The sequence below is a fragment of the Micromonospora sp. CPCC 206171 genome, assembly GCF_036906755.1.
Taxonomy (GTDB): domain Bacteria; phylum Actinomycetota; class Actinomycetes; order Mycobacteriales; family Micromonosporaceae; genus Micromonospora; species Micromonospora purpureochromogenes.
The window spans coordinates 540504-560992 of the sequence record NZ_JBAKHT010000001.1 but is presented as its reverse complement, the minus strand read 5'-3'; the positions used below and the strand labels follow the sequence as shown (position 1 = coordinate 560992).

At 75.4% G+C, this 20489-nt stretch carries 18 protein-coding genes and 1 riboswitch; of the genes, 8 read left to right on the top strand and 10 right to left on the bottom strand.

All coding sequences use genetic code 11. The annotated features are described in order from the left end of the window. Nucleotides 1-559 precede the first annotated feature (559 nt). Nucleotides 560-1105 (bottom strand): hypothetical protein, encoded by a 546-nt coding sequence (locus V6U89_RS02530; protein ID WP_334568936.1) that lies wholly within the window; start codon nt 1103-1105, stop codon nt 560-562. A 100-nt stretch (nt 1106-1205) separates the two neighbouring features. On the opposite strand from V6U89_RS02530, the gene V6U89_RS02525 reads away from it, so the two are divergent. Together V6U89_RS02525 and V6U89_RS02520 are read left to right on the top strand one after the other, a co-directional pair. Beyond that, nucleotides 1206-1994, top strand: coding sequence for an SAM hydrolase/SAM-dependent halogenase family protein (locus V6U89_RS02525; protein WP_334568935.1), 789 nt, complete (start codon nt 1206-1208; stop codon nt 1992-1994). Between the two features lie 39 nt (nt 1995-2033). Further along, nucleotides 2034-2276, top strand: coding sequence for a CPCC family cysteine-rich protein (locus V6U89_RS02520; protein ID WP_334568934.1), 243 nt, complete (start codon nt 2034-2036; stop codon nt 2274-2276). 104 nt (nt 2277-2380) lie between these two features. Here the strand turns inward: V6U89_RS02520 and V6U89_RS02515 are convergent, their stop codons facing one another. Then, a complete protein-coding gene (locus tag V6U89_RS02515; protein ID WP_334568933.1) occupies nt 2381-3637 on the bottom strand; it encodes a hypothetical protein in 1257 nt (418 codons plus the stop codon). Between the two features lie 108 nt (nt 3638-3745). On the opposite strand from V6U89_RS02515, the gene V6U89_RS02510 reads away from it, so the two are divergent. Both V6U89_RS02510 and V6U89_RS02505 read left to right on the top strand, forming a co-directional pair. After that, nucleotides 3746-4561 carry a zinc finger domain-containing protein gene (locus tag V6U89_RS02510; RefSeq protein ID WP_334568932.1) on the top strand — a complete coding sequence of 272 codons (816 nt, stop codon included), beginning with the start codon at nt 3746-3748 and terminating at the stop codon, nt 4559-4561. Nucleotides 4562-4771: 210 nt separating this feature from the next. Continuing rightward, nucleotides 4772-8380: a hypothetical protein gene (locus V6U89_RS02505; RefSeq protein WP_334568931.1), complete on the top strand. Its 3609-nt coding sequence runs from the start codon at nt 4772-4774 to the stop codon at nt 8378-8380. A 33-nt stretch (nt 8381-8413) separates the two neighbouring features. Here the strand turns inward: V6U89_RS02505 and pspM are convergent, their stop codons facing one another. From pspM to V6U89_RS02470, 7 genes are all read right to left on the bottom strand, one after another. Beyond that, nucleotides 8414-9199 (bottom strand): phage shock envelope stress response protein PspM, encoded by a 786-nt coding sequence (gene pspM / locus V6U89_RS02500; RefSeq protein ID WP_334568930.1) that lies wholly within the window; start codon nt 9197-9199, stop codon nt 8414-8416. Between the two features lie 23 nt (nt 9200-9222). Further along, the gene (locus V6U89_RS02495; RefSeq protein WP_334568929.1) at nt 9223-10095 is read right to left on the bottom strand and encodes a PspA/IM30 family protein; all 873 of its coding nucleotides are present in this window, start codon (nt 10093-10095) and stop codon (nt 9223-9225) included. Nucleotides 10096-10284: 189 nt separating this feature from the next. Continuing rightward, a complete protein-coding gene (locus tag V6U89_RS02490; protein WP_334568928.1) occupies nt 10285-10731 on the bottom strand; it encodes a helix-turn-helix domain-containing protein in 447 nt (148 codons plus the stop codon). 162 nt (nt 10732-10893) lie between these two features. Next, nucleotides 10894-11457: a CinA family protein gene (locus tag V6U89_RS02485; RefSeq protein ID WP_334568927.1), complete on the bottom strand. Its 564-nt coding sequence runs from the start codon at nt 11455-11457 to the stop codon at nt 10894-10896. A 124-nt stretch (nt 11458-11581) separates the two neighbouring features. Beyond that, nucleotides 11582-12169: a CDP-diacylglycerol--glycerol-3-phosphate 3-phosphatidyltransferase gene (gene pgsA / locus V6U89_RS02480; RefSeq protein WP_334568926.1), complete on the bottom strand. Its 588-nt coding sequence runs from the start codon at nt 12167-12169 to the stop codon at nt 11582-11584. Nucleotides 12170-12246: 77 nt separating this feature from the next. After that, nucleotides 12247-13743 carry a 30S ribosomal protein S12 methylthiotransferase RimO gene (gene rimO / locus V6U89_RS02475; RefSeq protein WP_334568925.1) on the bottom strand — a complete coding sequence of 499 codons (1497 nt, stop codon included), beginning with the start codon at nt 13741-13743 and terminating at the stop codon, nt 12247-12249. 75 nt (nt 13744-13818) lie between these two features. Beyond that, a complete protein-coding gene (locus V6U89_RS02470) occupies nt 13819-14742 on the bottom strand; it encodes an ornithine cyclodeaminase family protein (RefSeq protein WP_334568924.1) in 924 nt (307 codons plus the stop codon). Nucleotides 14743-14833: 91 nt separating this feature from the next. Then, nucleotides 14834-14897, top strand: a riboswitch (guanidine-III (ykkC-III) riboswitch). A 62-nt stretch (nt 14898-14959) separates the two neighbouring features. Between V6U89_RS02470 and V6U89_RS02465 the strand changes: the two genes are divergently transcribed. Then, a complete protein-coding gene (locus V6U89_RS02465; RefSeq protein ID WP_334568923.1) occupies nt 14960-15274 on the top strand; it encodes a DMT family transporter in 315 nt (104 codons plus the stop codon). Nucleotides 15275-15385: 111 nt separating this feature from the next. Further along, nucleotides 15386-15631, top strand: coding sequence for a hypothetical protein (locus V6U89_RS02460; protein WP_154942785.1), 246 nt, complete (start codon nt 15386-15388; stop codon nt 15629-15631). A gap of 160 nt (nt 15632-15791) precedes the next feature. Here the strand turns inward: V6U89_RS02460 and V6U89_RS02455 are convergent, their stop codons facing one another. Beyond that, complete coding sequence (locus V6U89_RS02455) at nt 15792-18248, bottom strand: FtsK/SpoIIIE family DNA translocase (protein ID WP_334568922.1); 2457 nt, start codon at nt 18246-18248, stop codon at nt 15792-15794. A 114-nt stretch (nt 18249-18362) separates the two neighbouring features. Here V6U89_RS02455 and V6U89_RS02450 point away from each other — a divergent pair, with 114 nt between their 5' ends. Beyond that, entirely contained in the window at nt 18363-18842 is a 480-nt protein-coding gene (locus V6U89_RS02450; RefSeq protein ID WP_088963396.1) for a YbjN domain-containing protein, read from the top strand. Then, a complete protein-coding gene (locus tag V6U89_RS02445) occupies nt 18839-20443 on the top strand; it encodes a YbjN domain-containing protein (RefSeq protein WP_442933849.1) in 1605 nt (534 codons plus the stop codon). The genes V6U89_RS02450 and V6U89_RS02445 overlap by 4 nt, the downstream gene beginning before the upstream one ends. Nucleotides 20444-20489: the final 46 nt, after the last annotated feature.

The following is a 20489-nucleotide window of genomic DNA, read 5'->3' as shown; positions in this document are numbered from 1 at the left end:
GGCGCTGCCACCGCCGCCTTTCCCCTGCCACCGCGATGCGACGGACGGGCCGCACCGCGCTGGCATGCCCCCTGGGCCGGCGGCCGACACGCTGGGCGACACCCTCACCCGGCACTCCTCTACCGTTCTGGGGCCGGCGGCGGTCGGCACGGCGACCGTGATACCTCAGAGGCATATCGATACCTCTGAGGTATCACGCTCACGGGGAGGTCCGCCGCCGGCGCAGGCTCGAACCGGTGACCGGTGACCGGTGACCGGTGACCGGTGACCGGTGACCGGTGACCGGTGACCGGGGCGGATCGACGGCCAAGAGCAGGTCCGCTGCCGGCGCAGGCTCGAACCGTGCTGGCGGCCGGCGCGGCGCTGCTCTGCGCGCCCGAGCTGCTGGAACGGCTGACCGGGTGGGATCGACCGCCAGGAGCAGGCCCCGCCGCCGCGGCCTCGAACCGCTCACCGGCGTCCGGCATGGACCGATCGCCAGGAGCAGGGCGCGGACCCCGCCGGCACCGGGCGTCCGGAACCTGGCGTCCGGCCCCGGACGGGCACCCCGGCGCGGCGGTCAGCTCAGCTTGGTGAGGACGTCGTTGTACCGCTTGCGCTCCGCCGCCCCGGTCTTCGTGCCCAGGTAGCTGAGCACCACGGCACCCTTGCGGAAGGCGTCCCCACCCCAGACGTCCATCTGGTTGGTCGCGTTCGCCTCGTTGGGGAAGACGTACACCTTGACGGCATCGGTGGTCAGCAGCTCGGCGCAACCGATACCGGCACCGTCCGGTCCACAATCGACCGTCCGGTTGCGCAGGTTGGTCACCTTCAAACCGGCCGTCTTGAAGGCGTCGACGACCTTCCGGGCGCCCGGGGTGCCGGCCGCCTTCGTCGGCATCCGGAACGCCGGGGTGGACGGGCTCTCCGACGGGGTACGGGGCGCCTTGCCGTTCGTCGGGGCGGCCGGGTCCTCGGGCGGCGGCGCCTCGCTGGTGGCGACCGCCTTCGGCGAGCCGTTGGCCCAGGCCGGGTCACCGGGCTCCGGGTCGTCGCCACAGGCGGCAAGCCCGAGGGCGAGCAGGATCGTCACGGCGGCCGGGAGGAGGCGAGCGCGTTTCGTCACCCCGGCAGTCTGCCGAACGCGGTGACCGGACGGCACCGGCCGGTCGGCCGACCGGCGTTCTCCGGTCAGCGCCGCCCCCGCACCGGCTAGCCTGCTGACCATGGCCCCGACCGCCTGGATCTCGCTGACCACCGACTACGGCCTCGTCGACGGGTTCGTGGCCGCCTGCCACGGGGTGATCGCCCGGCTCGCCCCGGCGGTGCGGGTCCTCGACGTGACCCACCTGGTGCCGGCGGGCGACGTACGGCGCGGGTCGGCGGTGCTGGCGCAGACGGTGCCGTCCCTGCCGTACGCGGTGCACGTCGCCGTGGTCGATCCGGGTGTCGGCACGGCCCGGCGCGGGATCGCGCTGGTCACGCCGGGCGGGCTGCTGGTCGGGCCGGACAACGGCCTGTTGCTGGCCGCCGCCGAGGCCCTGGGCGGGCTCACCGCAGCGGTGGAGCTCACGAACCTGGCGTGGCTGGCCCCGGAGGTGTCCCGCACCTTCCACGGTCGGGACGTCTTCGCCCCGGTCGCGGCCCGGCTCGCCCTCGGCGCCCCGCCCGCCGACGCGGGGCCGCCGGTGGACCCCGCCACCCTGGTCCGTCTGCCCGAACCGGTGCTGCGACGGGACGCCGACGGATTCACGGCCGAGGTGCTGACCGTCGACCACTTCGGCAACGTCCAACTCGCCGCCGGGGCCGACCTGCTGGCCACGGTGCCTCCCACCGCGCGGGTGGCCGGGCGGGCCGCCGTACGCGGGCGGACCTTCGGCGACGCGCCGGCCGGGGCGCTGGTGCTCTTCGTGGACTCCGCCGGCCTGCTGGCCGTGGCGGTGAACGGCGGCCGGGCGGCGGACCTGCTCGGGGTGGCGCCGGGCGACGTGGTCACGGTGTGCGGGAAGCGCTGACCCTGCCGCCGCGTCGTCCGGTGTGGAATGCTGCTCGGCGTGGGTGAGCTCTGGGTACCGATCGCCTGTCCCTGTTGCGCCGCAAGGACCGGCGGGGGCACCTGTCCGATCTGCTTCTGGACCGACGACGGCCAGGCCGACGCGGACGCCGACGTGGTACGCGGCGGCCCGAACGGCGACCTCAGCCTGAGCCACGCGCGGCTGAACTTCGCCGTCTACGGCGCCAGCCACCCCCGCTACCAGGACATGGTCCGTTCCCCCCGTCCGGACGAGCGGCCCTGACCGCACCGCCCTGACCGCACCGCCCTGACCGGGCGACCTGGACCGGGCGACGGGGAGCCCGCGGAACCGGCGGGACGTCCGTGCCCCGCCGGGCAGTTGCCGGGTCAGCAGAGCGAAACGGTCCCGCCGTAGACGGCGGAGATGTACGCGTGACTGACGTACTGGCCACCGGCCAGCCGGTTCCACCGGTTGGTGGTGCGGTACGGCCCGGTCACCGTCTGCCCGACGACGTAGCACTGGATCGGCACGTTGGCGTACCTGGCGGCGAGCCCGCGCACGCCGTACCCGGTGCCGGGGCCGGTACGGACGTTGAGCGGCCCGTCGCCGACCACGCCCCGGGGTCCGGCCCCGGTCCACAGGTACGCCACGTCGACCCAGGCGTTGTCGGTCAGCCGCAGCCCGTCGGCGAACGTGCCGTCGGCCAGGTCGATGCCGGCCGGGTTGCGCACGGTGCGCCCGAACTGGTCCCGCCCACCGTTGTAGCCGGACTGGTACGCCGCCTGCGCCTCCGGCCACCCCTGCGGCAGGTCCTTCCAGTTCTCCCGGACCGCGCTGGGGTTCCAGTAATCGTCCCGGGTGTTCCACGGCCCGACGTCCCAGACCGGGGCGTACTCGCAGCGGCTGCCGCTGGTGGTGCAGACCCGTACCGTGTAGTCGCCGGTGTTGAGCGGGGCGAGCCCGCGCCGGCTGGGCAGCGCCACGAAATGGTCCCGGGCCTGGATGATCCGCCCGTTGGCGGTCTGCCCGCCGACCGAGCCCTGGCGGGTGGCGAAGACCCGGTAGACGAGGCCGGTGGTGGCGGCCGAGACGGTGGCGACGGTGTCGGCGGTGAGCTCGACGGCGCGTACCGACGCGGTGGCGCGGGGGTCGCGGGCGGTGAGCAGCACCCGGGTCTGGACCCGGGTGACCGGCCGGTCGAAGACGGCGCCCGCGCCGGCGGCCTCCCGCCACTCGGTCCAGCCGGCGGCCCGCCAGCCCCGCACCTGGGCCTGCACCCCGCCGCCCCGCGCCACCTCGGCGGTGACCTGGGCGCGTACCCGGGTGGCCGGGCGGGCCAGGGTGCGCGCCGCGGCGAGCAGGGCGCCCTCGGCGACCGGCCCGCCGACGGCGGCGGGGCGGGTGCGGGCGGCCGGCCGGGTGTCGGCGAGCCGAAGCCGGCCGGCGTCCCAGCGGACGTTGACGTCGTCGCCACCGGCGACGGCGAGGTCCACGGACCAGCGCTCGACGCCAGGCACGGCGGCGGTGGCGGCGGGAACGTCCGCCGGAGCTGCCAGCGCCGCGGCGGGGACGAGACTCGCGGCGGTGGCGGTCAGCACGCCCGCGAGCAGGGCGGACAGGGTACGAAATGGGGAACAGCCCATGGCATTCTCCTCAGAACCTCCTGATAGTGCGTTGTCAAGACATGAAGGGGAAGCACCGTACAAATAGCGACACATGCGAATTCGGCTCGACCGAGGGAGGATGGTGGGGTGCCCGAAGGCGACACCGTCTGGAACACCGCGCGCGTCCTGCACCGGGCGCTGGCCGGCGCTGCCCTGACCGGCAGCGACTTCCGGGTGCCGCAGTTGGCCACCACCGACCTCACCGGATGGACGGTGCGCGAGTCCGCCAGCCGCGGCAAGCACCTGCTGCTGCGCCTGGCCGCGCCAGAGGGGCGGTCGGACGTGCGGCACTGGACACTGCACTCCCACCTACGGATGGACGGCGCCTGGCGGGCGTACGCGCCGGGGGAACGCTGGGGGGCGCGGCCCGCGCACCTGATCCGGGTGGTGCTGCGCGCCCCCAGCGCGGTGGCCGTCGGCTACCACCTGCACGAGCTGGCCCTGTTGCCGACGGCCGAGGAGGAGTCCCTGGTGGGGCACCTCGGCCCCGACCTGCTCGGCCCGGACTGGGATGCGGCCGAGGCGGTCGGCCGGCTCGCCGCCCACCCGGAGGCCACCATCGGCGAGGCGCTGCTGGACCAGCGCAACCTCGCCGGGGTGGGCAACCTCTACAAGTGCGAGGTGCTCTTCCTACGCGGCGTCTCGCCGTGGACCCCGGTCGGGGCGGTGCCCGACCTGGCCGGCACCGTGGCGCTGGCCCAGCGGCTGCTCGCGGCCAACCGGGGCCGCTGGACGCAGAGCACCACCGGCTCGCTGCACCGGGGCGGGACCAGCTACGTCTACGGCCGGCGCGGGCAGCCCTGCCGGCGCTGCGGCACCGCGATCCGTAAGGAGGAGCTGGGCGAGCGGGTCACCTACTGGTGCCCGAGGTGCCAGCCGGCACCCGACCCGCCACAGCCCTGACCCGACAGACCCGACCCCGCCGACCCGACCCCGCCCGACCCGACACGCCGGTCCGACAGGACACGTACCGGATTGGGACGATTGGGTAGTTCCGAACCGGCCTCCCAGGTCGCATGCTGCGGTTGAGTGCTCACCGCTCGTCACTGCCGGGCGCGACCACCCGCCACGTCGAGGTGGCGGCCGTCGTGCCCCCAGTCCCCGGGGAGAGCCATGGCCCTGTTCCGCAGACTGCGCTCCAGTTGGCCGGTCCGCGCGGTCCGCACCGACCGCGCCGGTGGACCGACGGTGCCGACGGCGCGTACCGGCGAACCGGCCGGACCGGCACCGGCCAGCCTGGACCCGGCCGCCGTCCCACGCTGCTTCGGGCCGGTGCCGAACTTCGCGCACAGCCCGCTGCCGGCGCTCGACGGGCACGGCCGGGTGGTGCCGGGCACCGGAATCCGCAAGTTCGTCGACGCGCTGCCGCTGCCCGGCCCGCTCGGACGCAACGGGCTGGGCGCGCACCTGCCCGTGGCCGTGCCGGACACCATCAGCTACCCGGGCTGCGACTACTACGAGATCGGGCTCTGCGAGTACACCCAGCGGCTGCACCGCGACCTGCCCACCACCCGGCTGCGCGGCTACCGGCAGCTCAACCTCGGCACCGACCCCGACGGGCACAACACCGTCGCCCCGCCGGAGCGGCCGTACCACCTGGGGCCGATGATCGTCGCGCGGCGGGGGCGGCCGGTGCGGGTCAAGTTCATCAACCAGCTGCCCACCGGGCGGGCCGGCGAGCTCTTCCTTCCGGTCGACACCACCCTGGACGGTGCCGGCATCGGGCCGCTGGACGGGCCGGCGCCGTACCCGCAGAACCGGGCCGTGCCGCACCTGGCCGGCGCGCAGACCGGCTGGACCAGCGCCGGGAACCCGTGGCAGTGGGTGACGCCGGCGGCCGAGATCACCCCGTACCCGAACGGGCCGGGACTGAGCCACGTGCCGGACATGCCGGCCCCCGGCCTGGGCGCCACCACGCTCTACTTCCCGAACGAACAGAGCGGGCGGCTGATGTGGCTGCACGACAACACCCTCGGGATGTCCCGGCTGACCGTCTACTCCGGACAACTGGCCCCCTACCTGCTCACCGACCCGGCCGAGGAGCGGCTGGCGGCCGACGGGGTGGTGCCCGCCGAACAGCTCCCCCTGGTGATCCAGGACAAGACCTTCGTCCCCGACGACGCCCAGCTCGCCGCCGAGGACCCGACCTGGGACCGGGACCGGTGGGGGGCCCGGGGCAACCTCTGGCACCCGCACGTCTACCAGCCCCGGCAGAACCCGTACGTCGCCTCCGGGCGCAACCCGACCGGGCGGTGGGACTACGGCCCCTGGGTACCCGGTTCGGGCGGCGACGACCCGCTCTGGGTCGGCCCGGTGGACAACCCGCACCACGATCCGGTCGCCGCCCCGGAGGAGCCGCCCCGCGCGCCGGGCCTGCCGCACCCGAGCGCGGTGCCCGAGGCGTACGGGGACACCGCTCTGGTCAACGGGATCGCGTACCCGTACCTGAGGGTGCAGCCGAAGGCGTACCGGTTCCGGATCCTCAACGCCTGCGCCGACCGCAGCCTCAACCTGGCGCTCTACCGGGCCCGCTCGGACGCCGCGATGTGGCACCCGGACGGCGCGCTGGCCGACGCCGGGGCCGGTGAGGTGCCGATGGTGGAGGCGATGCGCGCCTCGGGACGGCCCCCCGACTGGCCCACGGACGGGCGGGAGGGTGGCGTGCCCGACCCCCGGGCGGCCGGGCCCCGCATGATCCGGATCGGCAACGAGTGCGGCCTGCTCCCCGCGCCGGTGGTGGTGCCGAACCGGCCGGTCGGCTACCGCTACGACCGCCGCGACCCGACGGTGCTCAACGTGGACACCCACGCGCTGCTGCTCGCCCCCGGCGAACGGGCCGACGTGGTGGTGGACTTCTCGACCGTCCCGCCCGGCGGCACGCTGATCCTCTACAACGACGCCCCGGCCCCGCTGCCCTGCTTCGACCCCCGCTACGACCAGCACAGCGACGCACCGGACCGCAGCGCCGAGGGCGGCGTCGCCAGCACCCGCCCCGGGTACGGCCCGAACACCCGCACCCTGCTCCAGTTCCGGGTGGCCGGCACCCCGGCCGAGCCGTACGACCTGGGCCGGCTGGTCGAGCGGTTGCCCGCGGCGTACGCGGCCAGCCAGCGACCGCCGATCGTGCCGCAGCCGGAGTACGACGCGGCGTTCGGCACCCGTACCGCCGGGCGGACGCTGGTGCCGGTGCACGCCACCACGGTCAGCTTCACCCCGGCCGGCGCCACCGCCCCGGTGACCCTGCCGATCCAGGTGAAGACGGTCGGGCAGGTCTTCGAGCCGGGGCACGGCCGGCAGGCCGGGCGGCTCGGCGTCGCCCACCCGCACGCGGGGCCGCTCGGTCCGGCGTCCCTGCCGCTGGGCCCGGTCGACCCGGCGACCGAGGTGCTGGTCGCCGCCGAGCCGGACGGGCCGCCGGGCGCGGCGGCCGACGGCACCCAGGTGTGGCGGATCAGCGGCACCGGCCGGCAGACGCACGTGGTGCGGATCAGCGGCTGCGACGTGCAGCTGGTCAGCCGGGTCGGCTGGGACGGCACGGTCCGGCCGCCGGAGGGCGGGGAGCTGGGCTGGAAGGAGACCATCCGGGTGAACCCGGCCGAGGACGTGGTGGTGGCGCTGCGCCCGGTGGTGCCGCCGTTGCCGTTCAAGATCGGCGACAGTCTCCGGCTGCTCGACCCGACCCGCCCGGCCGGCGCCCGGGTCGGCTCCACTCCGGTCAGCCCGCTGGACGGGCGCCCGGCGACGGTGGTCAACCAGCTGGTCAACCTGGGCTGGGAGTACCGCTGGTCGAGCGGCGCGGCCGGCCACCGCGATCTGGGGATGAGCCGGCCGCTGGTGCTGCGGGTCGCCCCCCGGGGGCCGAGCGGGCTCACCGCGACGCCGCTGCCCGGCTCGGCGACGGCGTTGCCGGCGATCGCCCTGGCCTGGACCGGCAACGGCAGCCGCCCGCCGGCCAGCAGCCACCTGCTCCAGCGGGCCACCGACCCGGCCTTCATTGAGGGGCTGACCACGATCACCGTGGCGGCCACCGCCACCCGGTACACCGACGCGACGGTCACCCCCGGCGTCACCTACCACTACCGGATCCGGGCGGAGAACGCGGTGAGCTGCTCGGCCTGGTCCAACAGCGTCCCCGCGTCGGTACGGCTCAGCGCGCCGACCGGGATCGCCGCCGCCGTTCCGCCGGCCGCGCCGCTGCGGATCGCGCTGCGCTGGACGAACCGCTCCTTCGCCACCGGGATCGACGTGCAGCGGGCCACCAACCCCACCTTCACCAGCGGGCCGGCCACCACCGCTGTCGGCGTGGCGGACAACCACCTCGACCCGGCCGTCGCCCCGGACACCACGTACTACTACCGGGTGCGCACCACGTACCTGGGCGCGGCGTCGCCGTGGTCGACGGTGGCGACGGTGACCACCCCGCCGGCTCCGACCGTGCCGACCGGGGTGACCGCCACCCCGAGCGCCCCCGCGCCGGACACGGCCACGGTGGTGCTGAACTGGGCGGCGGGTACGCCGAACGGGCCGGGCGCGGGCTTCACGGTGCAGCGGGCGCTCGACCCGTCCTTCACCCGGGAGGTGGCCACCTTCACCGTCACCGGTCGGGGCTTCACCAACACCGGGCTGGCCCGGGGCGTGACGTACCACTACCGGATCCGCTCGTTCAACGTGGTGGGCAGCTCACCGTTCACCGGGCCGATCCCGGTCACCACGCCGGACTGAACCGCCCGGGCGGCGGCGTGCCGGGCGGGTCGGTCAGCGGGTGGGGGCGCGCAGTGGCTCGCCGACGGCGCGCAGCTCCGCCAGGGCCGACGCCACGCCGTGCAGCAGGTCGGTCGCCTCGGTCAGCCGGGAGGCGGCCGGGTGCTCGGTGCTGGGGCGGGCGTCCTCCGCGACGTAGCCGGCGGCCGCGGCCACCAGCCCCTCGTACGCGGCCACCCCGCTGTCGAGCTGGCCGATCAGCGTCCGGTGCGCCTCGGCGAGGCGGGGCCGGGCCTCGGCCGGGGCCAGCTTGAGGGCGCGTTCCACGCTGGCCGCCCGGCCGGCCAGGTCACGCAGCGAGCGGTCGGCAGCGGCGGCCTCCAGCACCGCCGGCTCGGCCAGCCCGGTCAGCCGGGGCGCCATCCCGGCCAGGGTGAGCGCCGCCCGGTCCAGCCGGGCCCACGCCTGCGCGGCGGTGGTGCCGCGCAGCGCCAACCGGGACCGGACCCGGCGCACCTCGGCCAGCACCCCTGGGCCGACGGGAAGGCGTTCCACGGCGGCGACCAGCCGGGCCCGGGAGCGGGCGGCGGCCTCGACCGGGTCGAGGGCGGCCGGCGCCGGCCGGGCAGCGAGGGCCCGCAGGTCGACCCAGCGCCAGACGGCCAGTGCCACCGCGCTGCCCGCCGCGCCGGCCCAGGCCGCGTCGGGCAGCCCAAGCCCCGCGTACGGGGTCAGCACCGCCGCCGCGCCGCCGAGCCCACCGGCCAGGACGCTCCACCGTCGGGCGGAACGCCGCAACCGGCGCAACCGACGGAAGTGTCGTGCTCGCTCGTCCGCCACCCGTACCTCCTCGTGCCGTCCGCTCAGCCGGCGGCGGTGGTGTCCCCCGTGCCGCGGTCGCGGGTCATGCTCGCCCGGATCTCGTCGAGCCGGGCGGCGGCGGCCGGGTCGGCCGCCGGGGCGGCCGGCTGGGTCTGCTGCTGCACGGCCGGCTGCTCCTGCTTGCCGAGCTGGTCACCGGCCATGCTGGCGCGGATCTGCTCCAGCCGGGACGAACCGGCGCTGTCCAGCGTCGACTTCTGGATCTCCAGCATCCGCCCCTCGACGGAGTTGCCGGCCAGCTCGGCGCGGCCCATCGCGTTGGCGTAGCGGCGCTCGATGCGGTCGCGCACCTCGTCCAGGGAGGGGGTGTTGCCGGGGGCGGTGACCGCGGACATCGACTCCAGCGAGCGGGCCACGCTCTCCTGCATCTTGGCCTGCTCCAGCTGGCTGAGCAGCTTGGTGCGCTCGGCGAGCTTCTGCTGGAGGATCATCGAGTTGTTCTCGACGGCGCGGCGGGCCTGGGCGGCGGCGCCGAGCGCCTGGTCGTGCAGGGTCTTCAGGTCCTCGGTGGCCTGCTCGGCGGAGACCAGCTGGGTGGCCAGCACCTGGGCGGACTGCTCGTAGCGGCCGGCCTCGGTCTCGTCGCCCCGGGCGCGGGCCTGGTCGGCGAGGACCAGCGCCTGCCGGGCGTTGGCCTGGAGCCGTTCGACCTCGGACATCTGCCGGGAGAGCTTCATCTCCAGCTGGCGCTGGTTGCCGATCACCGCGGCCGCCTGCTGGACCAGCGCCTGGTGCTGGCGCTGCGCCTCCTCGATGGCCTGCTGGATCTGGACCTTCGGATCGGCGTGCTCGTCGATCTTGGCACCGAAGAGCGCCATCAGGTAGTGCCAGCCCTTGACGAACGGGTTCGCCATCTCCGCGGTATCCCCTCAGTAGCGTCGCTGCGCCTCGACCGGAGCCGGCCCGGCCGGCCACGCGGTGTGCTCCCATCGTCGCAGCGGGACGCCAGTCGGGCATCCGCACCGCGGGAGTGCGCCGTACGGCCTGCGATCAACCCTACGCGGCGGGGGCGAGCCCGGCCATGCGTCGCGGCGGGCGGGAGGTCAGGCGGCGCAGACCACGTCCCGCTCGGCGGGGCGGACCCGGGTGCTGCGCAGGGTGGCCTTCAGCGGCGAGTCCTGGCGGACCGAGACGGCCACCTTGCCGTCCGAGGTGACCTGGCGGACGCCCCGGTTGGTGGCCTTGCGCACGGCCACCGGGGCGGGCGTCGGCTCGGCCGGCTCGTCCTGCATCGGCACCAGCACGCCCGGCAGCTGCTCGGCGAGGGCCACCGTGTCGCTGACCTCGCGCAGCAGCTCGGAGAGCCGGGCGCCGAGGGCGTCGCAGATCGCGGCCAGCAGCTCGCTGGAGGGCTCCTTCTGGCCACGTTCGATCTCGGACAGGTAGCCGAGGCTGACGTTGGCGGCGGTCGAGACCTCACGCAGGGTGCGGTGCTGACCCTGTCGGCGCGCCCGCAGAGCGTCGCCGATCACGCGGCGTAGCAGGACCATCGCACCTCCCCCTGACGGGAATCCCTCTCGCCCGGGCATCCGCCCGCGCCGTACACGGTCACCCGCGCCGTCGCCGGCGTCGCGCGCCGGAGCCTTCCCGCAACCGTACCCGTTGCCCGCCCCGCCGACATCCCACCCCGCCCGGCAAATCCGATCACCGGGTCACCGCCGGCCGGTCGCCGCGGCGGTGGCGTCGTCGTCCACGCCCGCCCCGGCAGGGTCGCCGGCGGCCTGGATCCGCTCGACCAACAGCCGCAGCGCCTCGATCACCGCGGCGGAGCGGATGTGGTCCCGGCCACCGTCGAGGTCCAGTTGGCGGACGACCGTGCCGGCCGGCCCGGCCGCCGCGACGTAGACCAGCCCGACCGGCTTGCCGTCCTGCGGCTCCGGCCCGGCCACGCCGGTGGTGGCCAGCCCCCAGTCCGCCCCGCAGCGCCGCCGCCCGCCCTCGGCGAGCGCCCGCGCCACGTCCGGGTCCACCGGCCCGCGCTCCGCCAGCAGCTCCGCCGGTACGCCGGCCAGCTCCGACTTCAGCTCGGTGGCGTACGTGACCAGGCCGCCCCGGTAGACCCCGCTGACCCCGGCGATCTCCACGATCGAAGCGGAGAGCAGCCCACCGGTCAGGGACTCGATGGTGGCCAGCGTCTCGCGTCGCTCGTGCAGGCTGTGCACCACGGCCGCCGCCGGACTCCCGGCGGGCCGCTCGTCGTTCGCATCCGTCCCCATGTCCCGCTTCCCTTCCCCGCCTGCCGACGCCTACTCGTCCTCCGCCCGGAGGCACTGGTCACGGCGCTGTCGCGGCGACCTGCCGGACCCCGCCCCGGCGACCGCGGGTCGGCCGGGGTGCGCGTCAGCGGGCGGGGCGGCGCAGCCGCAGCGCCTGGGCGACGTAGTCGAAGCCGGTGACGACCGTGACCACCACGGCGGCGGCCATGATCCACGGGCCGACGGCGGCGAGACCGGCCGGCATCGGCCAGAGGTACCAGGTGATCGCGAGGATCTGCAGCGCCGTCTTGATCTTGCCGCCCCGGCTGGCCGCGATCACCCCGCGCCGGATCACCCAGAAGCGCAGCGCGGTGACGCCCCACTCCCGCACCAGGATCACCGCCGTCACCCACCAGGGCAGCCGGTCGTACCAGGAGAGCAGCACCAGGGCGGCGCCGGTGAGCGCCTTGTCGGCGATCGGGTCGGCGACCTTGCCGACCGAGGTGACGAGCTGGAACCGGCGGGCGATCCAGCCGTCGACCAGGTCGGTCGCCGAGGCGAGCACGAAGATCAGGCAGGCGGCCATCTGCCAGCCGGCGTGGGTCGTCCCCGAGACGATCACCGACACCGCGAAGACCGGCACCAGCACCAGCCGCAGGGCGGTCAGCGCGTTGGCCGCGTTGAGCACCGGCACCCGGGCGACCACCGGCGCCGGCTCCGTCGCCCCGGTCACGGCCGCACCCCGCTCGGGCCGCCGGGGCGTACCAGGCACCGCACCACGTGGCCTCCCCGCTTCCTCCGGACCCGCCGTCACCGTTCCGCGCCGGGCGCCGCCGAGATCATCTCATCCGGCACGGCGACCAGGTCGACACCCTCGGTCGCGGTGACCGTCGCCCGGACCAGGTCGCCGGGGCGCAGCGCGGCCAGGTCGACCCCGCCGCCGACCGGCGCGACCAGCGTGGTCGAGCCGTCGACCTCGGGAGCCTGGTGGGCCGCCCGCCCCTCGACGACGCCGCCGTCGACCGAGTCGACCAGCATCTCGACGGTCGAGCCGAGCCGCTCCTCGGCCCGCTGCGAGCAGAGCTCGTCGGCGAGCGCGCTGAGCTTGTCGTAGCGGCGCTTGACGGTGGCGGCGGAGACCTTGCCGGGCAGGCCGGCGGCCTCGGTGCCGTCCTCGTCGCTGTAGTCGAACATGCCGATCGCGTCGAGGCGCGCCTCGGTCAGGAACCGGACGAGCTCGTCGACGTCGGCGCGGGTCTCGCCGGGAAAGCCGACGATGAAGTTGCTCCGCGCGCCGGCCTCCGGCGCCAGGGCCCGCGCCCCCGCCAGCAGCTCCAGGAACCGGTCGGTGGAGCCGAACCGACGCATCCGGCGCAGCACCGGCTCGCTGGAGTGCTGGAAGGACAGGTCGAAGTAGGGCGCCACGCCGGGCGTGGTGGCGATCGCCTCGACCAGGCCGGGCCGGGTCTCGGCGGGCTGGAGGTAGCTCGCCCGCACCCGGACGATGCCGTCGATGGCGGCCAGCTGCGGCAGCAGCTTCTCCAGCGCCCGGGGGTCGCCCAGGTCCTTGCCGTACGAGGTGGAGTTCTCGCTGACCAGCACCAGCTCACGGACGCCGGTCTTGGCCAGCCACTCCGCCTCGGCCAGCAGCTCGTCCGGCGTACGCGAGACGAAGGCGCCGCGGAAGGCGGGGATGGCGCAGAACGCGCAGCGCCGGTCGCAGCCGCTGGCCAGCTTCAGCGAGGCGACCGGGCCGGTGTCGAGCCGGCGGCGCAGCACCTGGCGCAGGTGGGCCGGGGTGTGCTCGTCGGTCTCGGTGACGCCCCGAGCCGGGGTGCCGTGCCCGGGCAGCGAGACCGCGCTGTCCCGGCGGGAGACCGGGGTGAGCGGCAGCAGCTCGCGCCGGTCGCGGGGGGTGTGCGCGGCGACCGCCTCGCCGGCGACGACCGCGTTCAGCCGGGCGGAGATCTCCGGGTAGTCGTCGAAGCTGAGCACCGCCTGCGCCTCGGGGAGGCTGTCGGCCAGCTCACGCCCGTACCGCTCGGCCATGCAGCCGGCCGCGACCACCTTGGCGCCGGTGTCGGCGGCGGCGAGCAGGGTCTGGATGGAGTCCTGCTTGGCCTTCTCCACGAAGCCGCAGGTGTTGACGACCACCACGTCGGCGCCCTCGCCGTCGGTGGTGACCTGCCAGCCGTCGGCGTGCAGCCGGGCGGCCAGCTCCTCCGAGTCGACCTCGTTGCGGGCACAGCCCAGGGTCAGCAGGGCGACACGGCGGCCGTCAGGAGCGGAGGAGGTGGCAGACACCATCCGAGGGTACCGGGCGGCGGGGCGGGGGCCGGCAACGGCGGGCCGCCGCATCGGCCGGCTCACACCCGCGACCGGTCAGACCGCCGCCGCGCCCACCCGCACCAGCCGGTCGAGGAGGAAGACCTCCGTGCCGGCCAGGCCGGTGGAGCAGAAGACGGAGACCTGGTCCGCGCCGGTCCGGCCGGGGACCGCGCCGGCCAGCAGCGCGCCCAGGTCGCGCAGCCGGCCCGCGTACGGCTCGACGGCGGCGAGCATCGGCGGGGAGTAGGCGCCCGCCTGGGCCGGCGAGTCGGTGACCAGCAGGTCGGCGCGGTCCAGCAGGTCGCAGCCGAACTCGTGCCGGTCGGCCTGCTTGAAGCCGACGGCGTTGACCTGGGTGCCCGGGGCGAGGTCGCTGGCGTCGAGCACCGGCGCGGTGCTGGTGGTGGCGAGCACCACCACGTCCCGGTCCCGGACCGCCGCCCGGGCCGAGTCCACCGCGCGGGCCGGCACCCCCAGCTCGGCGCGGACCCGGGCCGCGAACGCCTCCCGGCGGGCGGCCGAGCGGCTGTGCACGGTCACCTCGCGCAGCGGGCGTACCGCCGCGGCGGCCCAGACCTGCGTCCAGGCCTGCCGGCCGGAGCCGATCACCCCGAGGGTGGCCGCGTCCGGCCGCGCCAGCACGTCCACCGCGACCCCGCCCAACCCCCCGGTACGCCGGGAGCCCAGCTCCTCGCCGACCGCCACCGCCCGCACCGCCCCGGTACGCCCGTCGTGCAGCACCACCAGCTGCTCGGACTCCGGCAACCCGAAGGTGTCGTACGACCGGAAGCCGTACCACTCGCCGGTGAGGTGGCCGGCGGTGAGCACCATCCGCCCGCCGTCCAGCGGGGCTGCCGCCCGGGGTGGGGCGACGAGCCGGCCGGCGTGGGCGGCCAGCAGCGCGTCCCGCATCGCCGCGACGGTCGCCGAAGCGTCCAGGGCGGCGGCGACCTCCCGGTCGGTGAAGATCAGCGTCATGCTTGCCATCCTGCAACCTGAAGTCAGGTTCAGCTCAACCGGTGGTGCGCGAGATCACCACCCGCCCGGACGGGACGGTGTTAGCGTCGGCGGTGGCGGCCCCGGCCGTCCCGGACGAGTGGTGGGCGTACCCGGTCAGGCCAAGACGCCCCGCGACAGGCAGACCGACTCGTCCCGGGCCGCGAGGGTCCGGGCCCGCTTCCCGAGGTGATGACCCGTGGCCTGGATCGTGCTGGTGCTCTCCGGCCTGCTGGAGACCGCGTGGGCGGTGTCGCTCGACCGCAGCGCCGGCTTCAGCCGCCCGCTGCCCTCCGTCGTCTTTCTGGTCACCCTGGTGCTCAGCATGCTCGGGCTGGCGTACGCGCTGCGCGAGATCCCGGTCGGCACCGGCTACGCGATCTGGGTCGGCATCGGCGCGGTCGGCACCGCCGGGTACGGGATGGTGGCCCTCGGCGAGTCGGCCAGCCTCGCCCGGATCGTCTGCCTGCTGCTGGTGGTCGCCGGCGTGGTCGGGCTCAAGGTCTACCACTGAACCCCGCCGGGGTGCGCCGGGACGAGCGGTATCGGCCCTGATGAGTAGTCCGAGGCCGGAGTGGGTAGACAGCGGCCGGACACCCAAGAGGCTCTCACCACGGAGGACGTCATGGCCGACATGCACGCGACCGCTCGCCCGCGCAGCAACGCCGCCCGGATCTGCACGATCCTGGCCTTCGTCTTCGCCGTCGTCGCCATCTTCGTGGCGCCGGTGATCTTCGGTATCGCCGGCCTGGTGCTCGGCATCGTCGGCGCAGTGCTCGGCGACAAGCCGCTCGGCTGGTACGCCGCCGCCGCCAGCGTCGTGGGCGCCATCATCGGTGTCGCCCTCGTCGCCGCCATCATCAACAACTGACCACCGCAGACTCCCCACGAGGCCCGCCGGCGTTCGGCGGGCCTCGTGTCACGGGTGCCGCCGCGATGACGCCGACATTGCGGTGCCCCGGGCCGGAAAACACCGCCGGAACGGAGTCGATCAGCTGGCGGGCGGGGCCGGTCAGTCGGCGACGGGCCGGTCAGTCCTCGGCGCCGCGCAGGCCGACCAGGACCTCTTCCAGCTCGTCCGGCTTGACCAGCACGTCGCGGGCCTTGGAACCCTCGGACGGGCCGACCACACCCCGGGTCTCCATCAGGTCCATCAGCCGGCCCGCCTTGGCGAAGCCGACCCGCAGCTTGCGCTGGAGCATCGAGGTCGAGCCGAACTGCGAGGTGACCACCAGCTCGACCGCCTGCACCAGCAGGTCCAGGTCGTCGCCGATGTCCTCGTCGATCTTCTTCTTGCTGTCCTGCGCGGGGGCCAGCACGTCCGGACGGAACTCCGGCTCGCGCTGGTCCTTGCAGAACTTCACCACGTCGGCGATCTCGCGCTCGGTCACCCAGGCGCCCTGGATCCGCACCGGCTTGGAGGCGCCCATCGGCAGGAAGAGCCCGTCGCCCCGGCCGAGCAGCTTCTCCGCGCCCGGCTGGTCGAGGATGACCCGCGAGTCGGCCAGCGAGGAGGTGGCGAACGCCAGCCGGGACGGGACGTTCGCCTTGATCAGGCCGGTGACCACGTCGACCGACGGGCGCTGGGTGGCCAGCACCAGGTGGATGCCGGCCGCGCGGGCCAGCTGGGTGATCCGGACGACCGAGTCCTCCACGTCGCGCGGGGCGACCATCATCAGGTCGGCCAGCTCGTCGACGATCACCAGCAGGTACGGGTACGGGCGCATCTCCCGCTCGCTGCCCGGCGGGGCCTTGATCTCGCCGTTGCGCACCTTGCGGTTGAAGTCGTCGATGTGCCGGACCCCGTTGGCGGCGAGGTCGTCGTAGCGCATGTCCATCTCGCGGACGACCCAGTCCAGCGAGTCGGCCGCCTTCTTCGCGTTGGTCACGATCGGCGTGACCAGGTGCGGGATGCCCTCGTACCCGGTCATCTCGACCCGCTTCGGGTCGATCAGCAGCAGCCGCACCTCGTCCGGGGTGGCCCGGGTGAGGATCGACACCAGCAGCGAGTTCAGGCAGGACGACTTGCCGGCGCCGGTGGCGCCGGCGATCAGGATGTGCGGCATCTTGGCCAGGTTGGCCACCACGTAGCCGCCCTCGATGTCCTTGCCGAGCGCCACCACCATCGGATGGTGGTCGCTGGTGGCGGCCCGCGAGCGCAGCACGTCGCCGAGGGCGACGTTCTCCGGGTCGGTGTTCGGGATCTCCACGCCGACCGCGCTCTTGCCCGGAATCGGGCTGAGGATCCGCACGTCCGGCGACTTCACCGCGTACGCGATGTTGCGGGAGAGCTGGGTGATCCGCTCGACCTTGACCCCGTGCCCGAGCTCCACCTCGTAGCGGGTGACCGTCGGGCCCCGGGTGAAGCCGGTGACCGCGGCGTCCACGTCGAACTGCTCGAAGACGCCGGTCAGCGCCGCGATCACCTCGTCGTTGGCCTTGCTGCGGGTCTTCGGCGCGGCGCCGCTGCTGAGCATGTTCGCCGGCGGCAGCGTGTAGTCGCCGGCCAGCCCGGTGAGCGCGAGCTGCTCGGCGCGGGTGGGCGCGGGCGAGTGCTCCGGCGGCTCGACCGGCTTGCGGCTGGCGGGCACCTTCCCCGGCGGCTTGCGCGGCAGCACCAGGGTGTCCTGGAGGTTGACGGCGTCCGCGTCGGCCAGGTCGTCCGGGTCCAGCGGCGGCGGCGCGGTCCGCTTCGCCGGCCGGCGGCGGGCCCGCTTCGCGGCCGGGTCCTCCTCCGTCTCCGGGTCGGCCGGCGGCGCGACCAGCGTGCCGGCGAGCAGGCCGAGCCGCTCGGGGATCTTGTTGATCGGGGTCGCGGTGACCACCAGCAGACCGAAGACGAGCAGCAGGATGAGCAGCGGCACCGCCACCCAGGCGGTGACCCCCGCCTCCAGCAGATCGCCGACCCCGGCGCCGATGAGCCCGCCGGCGTAGTCGCGCTGCACCGGGTCGACCGGGTTCTGTCCGATGTGCAGCATCGCCGCCGTGGCCACCAGCATCGAACCCCAGCCCACCAGGCCACGGCCGCGGTGTTCCGGATCGGCGGGCGTGCGCATCAGCCGCCAGGCGCCGATCATCAGCAGCACCGGCACCACGATGGCGATCGCGCCGAGGAAGAGCCGGACGGTGTCGGCGAGCCGGGCGCCGAGCGGGCCCGCGCCGGAGAACCAGATCCCCACCCCGCTCAGGATGGCCAGGCCGAACAGCAGCAGCCCGGCGCCGTCGCGGCGGTGCTCCGGGTCGAGGTCGCGGGCGGAGGCGGCCTGCCGGCCGGCGGCGCGGACCGCCCAGCCCACGCCGTGCGCCAGCCCCATCCACAGTGCACCGACCGCGCGTCCGAGGTAGACCGTCGGGCCGGGCCGGGCCGCCGTTCGCCGCCGGGCGGTCGCCCGGGTGGCCTTCTTCGCCGGCTGGCGGGCACGGCTGTTCGTGGTACCGCGCGGCGACGCGCCGCGTCGCCGGCTCGCCTGAGAGGTACGGCCCGCCATACAGTCACCGTAACGGCGTGACCCGGGAGATCGCCGCTTTTCCGGGTCGTGTCCGCGCGTCGCAGCACGGACCACGCCTCCAGACGTGTTATTTGCCTCAGGAAGGGATGCCCGATGGCGTCGCCTGCTTTCGAGGACGGTCCGGACGACCCCCTGGCCGGGCACCCGCAGGCCCTGCGGCCACTGACCGGCGAACTGATCGCCGCCGTGCTCGGCAACCGCGGGTACGCGTTCTCCGCCGACGCCGACGGCGACCTGGTCGGCCGCTGGGACGACAACCTCATCTGGTTCCTGCGCCCCGGCGAGGCCGGCGAGCTGCTCCAGGTCCGCACCATGGCCGCCCCGGCCTTCGGCATCGAGTACGTCCCGACGCTCTACGCCTTCTGCAACTCCTGGAACCACGACCGGCTCTGGCCCAAGGCGTTCGTGCACGTCGACGACGAGGGGGTGGCCCGGGTCTGCGGCGAGGTGATCACCGACCTGGAACGGGGGGTGACCCCGCACCAGCTCGACCAGCTCCTCGACTGCGGCATCTCCACCGGCTGCCAGTTGGCCGCCGCCGTCGCCCAGCTTCCCGGCGGGACGACCCGGTGACCGGCCGGGGCGAGCCCGTCGGGCGGGGACTGACCGGCCGCGTCCCGGAGCTGGTCGGGGCGCTGGCCGACGCCCGGGACATGCCCGACGGCGAGGCCCGCTTCGCCGAGCTGGACCGGATCGCCGCCCGGGCCGACGCGCTGGGCGACGCGCACTCCGGGCTGGACGCCCGGTTCGCGCTGGTCGAGGCGTACCTGCTGCACGGGGAGCGGTGGCGACTGGCCGAGCCGGTGCGGCGCTGCCTGGCCGCCGTCGACCGGTCCCCCGGCCTGCTGACCGAACGCCCCGGCGACGCCGAGCTGCTGCGCCGGCACCAGCGGTACGCGGTCGAGGCGGCGATCGGCACCCCACGGGTCGGCCTGGACCAGGCCCGCGCCCTCCTCGACGACCTGGCACAGCGGGCCGGCGAGCGGACCGGGCTCGTCGCCCAGCTGCGCTGCCGGCTCGCCGACCACCTCGGCGACGAGCCCACCGCCCGCCGCCGGTACGACGACTGGGCCGCCGCCGAGCCCGACCCGACCGCCGGCTGCCCCGGCTGCCTGCCGGCCCGCCGCGCCGAACTGCTCGCCGGGTGGGGCGACGACGCGGCGGCGCTGGACACCTTGCGTCCCGTCCTCGACGGCGCGGTGGACTGCACCGACTCGCCCGAGCGGGCGCTGGCCGTGGCGCTGCTGCCGTGGCTGCGCACCGGCGAGGCGGAGCGGGCCGGGCAGGCGCACCTGCGGGCGTACCGGCGGCACCGGCGGGAGCGGGGGGCCTTCCCGTACCTCGCCGCGCACCTGCGCTTCTGCGCGCTGGCCGGGCACCCCGGCCGGGGCCTGGACATCCTCGCCGAGCAGCTGCCCCGGCTGGACCACCCGTACGACGACCTGTCCGCGATGGAGTTCGCCGCCGCCGGGGCGCTGGTCTGCGCCCTCGCCGCCGAGGCGGGGCTGGCCGGGCGGCGGGTGCACCGCCCGGCGCACGGCGGCCGGCCGGCGGCCGAGGTGGACGTGGAAACCCTCGGCACCGACCTGCTGACCGTGGCCACCGGGCTGGCCGGCAGCTTCGACGCGCGCAACGGCACCGGGCACCAGTCCGGCCGGATCGCCTCCTGGCTGGCGGAGCGGCCGCTGGCCACCCCGGTGCCGCTGCCCGACGAGGAGACCGGCGACGACCCGGCGACGGATCCGCCGTTCGTTCCGGCGGCCGACGAGCTGGCCCCGCTGAGCCTGTCGATGATCATCGCGGCGCTGGACCGCCGGGGCGACGTCTACGCCGTGGACGCCGGCGGAGTGGTGGTCGGCCGCTGGCACGAGGCGGTGATCCAGTTCCGGCAGGTCGGGCGGCGCGGCGAGATCCTGCACGCCCGGGTGGTGGCGGCGCGGCGACTGCCGGCGGCCCGGCTGACCGAGGCGTACGAGTTCTGCAACGCCTGGAACCACGACCGGCTGCTGCCGAAGGCGTACGTGCACGACCTGGGCGAGGGCGAACTGGTGCTGGCCGGGGACGTCACCACCGACCTGGAGCACGGGGTGGCCCCGGCGCAGCTCGGCGTCCTCATCGACGCGGCGGTCGCCACCGGCGTCGCGTACGCCGACGCGGTCGCCGCGCTGCCCTGACGCGCGGGTGAGGTCCGAAACCCGCCGGACGCCGACGCCCCGTGCT

Coding starts and splice junctions, on each gene's coding strand:
- V6U89_RS02525 (WP_334568935.1), top strand. CDS start 1,206: ATGGCCCCGACCGCCTGGATCTCGCTGACCACCGACTACGGCCTCGTC.
- V6U89_RS02515 (WP_334568933.1), bottom strand. CDS start 3,637: ATGGGCTGTTCCCCATTTCGTACCCTGTCCGCCCTGCTCGCGGGCGTG.
- V6U89_RS02505 (WP_334568931.1), top strand. CDS start 4,772: ATGGCCCTGTTCCGCAGACTGCGCTCCAGTTGGCCGGTCCGCGCGGTC.
- V6U89_RS02495 (WP_334568929.1), bottom strand. CDS start 10,095: ATGGCGAACCCGTTCGTCAAGGGCTGGCACTACCTGATGGCGCTCTTC.
- V6U89_RS02490 (WP_334568928.1), bottom strand. CDS start 10,731: ATGGTCCTGCTACGCCGCGTGATCGGCGACGCTCTGCGGGCGCGCCGA.
- V6U89_RS02485 (WP_334568927.1), bottom strand. CDS start 11,457: ATGGGGACGGATGCGAACGACGAGCGGCCCGCCGGGAGTCCGGCGGCG.
- rimO (WP_334568925.1), bottom strand. CDS start 13,743: ATGGTGTCTGCCACCTCCTCCGCTCCTGACGGCCGCCGTGTCGCCCTG.
- V6U89_RS02470 (WP_334568924.1), bottom strand. CDS start 14,742: ATGACGCTGATCTTCACCGACCGGGAGGTCGCCGCCGCCCTGGACGCT.
- V6U89_RS02460 (WP_154942785.1), top strand. CDS start 15,386: ATGGCCGACATGCACGCGACCGCTCGCCCGCGCAGCAACGCCGCCCGG.
- V6U89_RS02455 (WP_334568922.1), bottom strand. CDS start 18,248: ATGGCGGGCCGTACCTCTCAGGCGAGCCGGCGACGCGGCGCGTCGCCG.
- V6U89_RS02450 (WP_088963396.1), top strand. CDS start 18,363: ATGGCGTCGCCTGCTTTCGAGGACGGTCCGGACGACCCCCTGGCCGGG.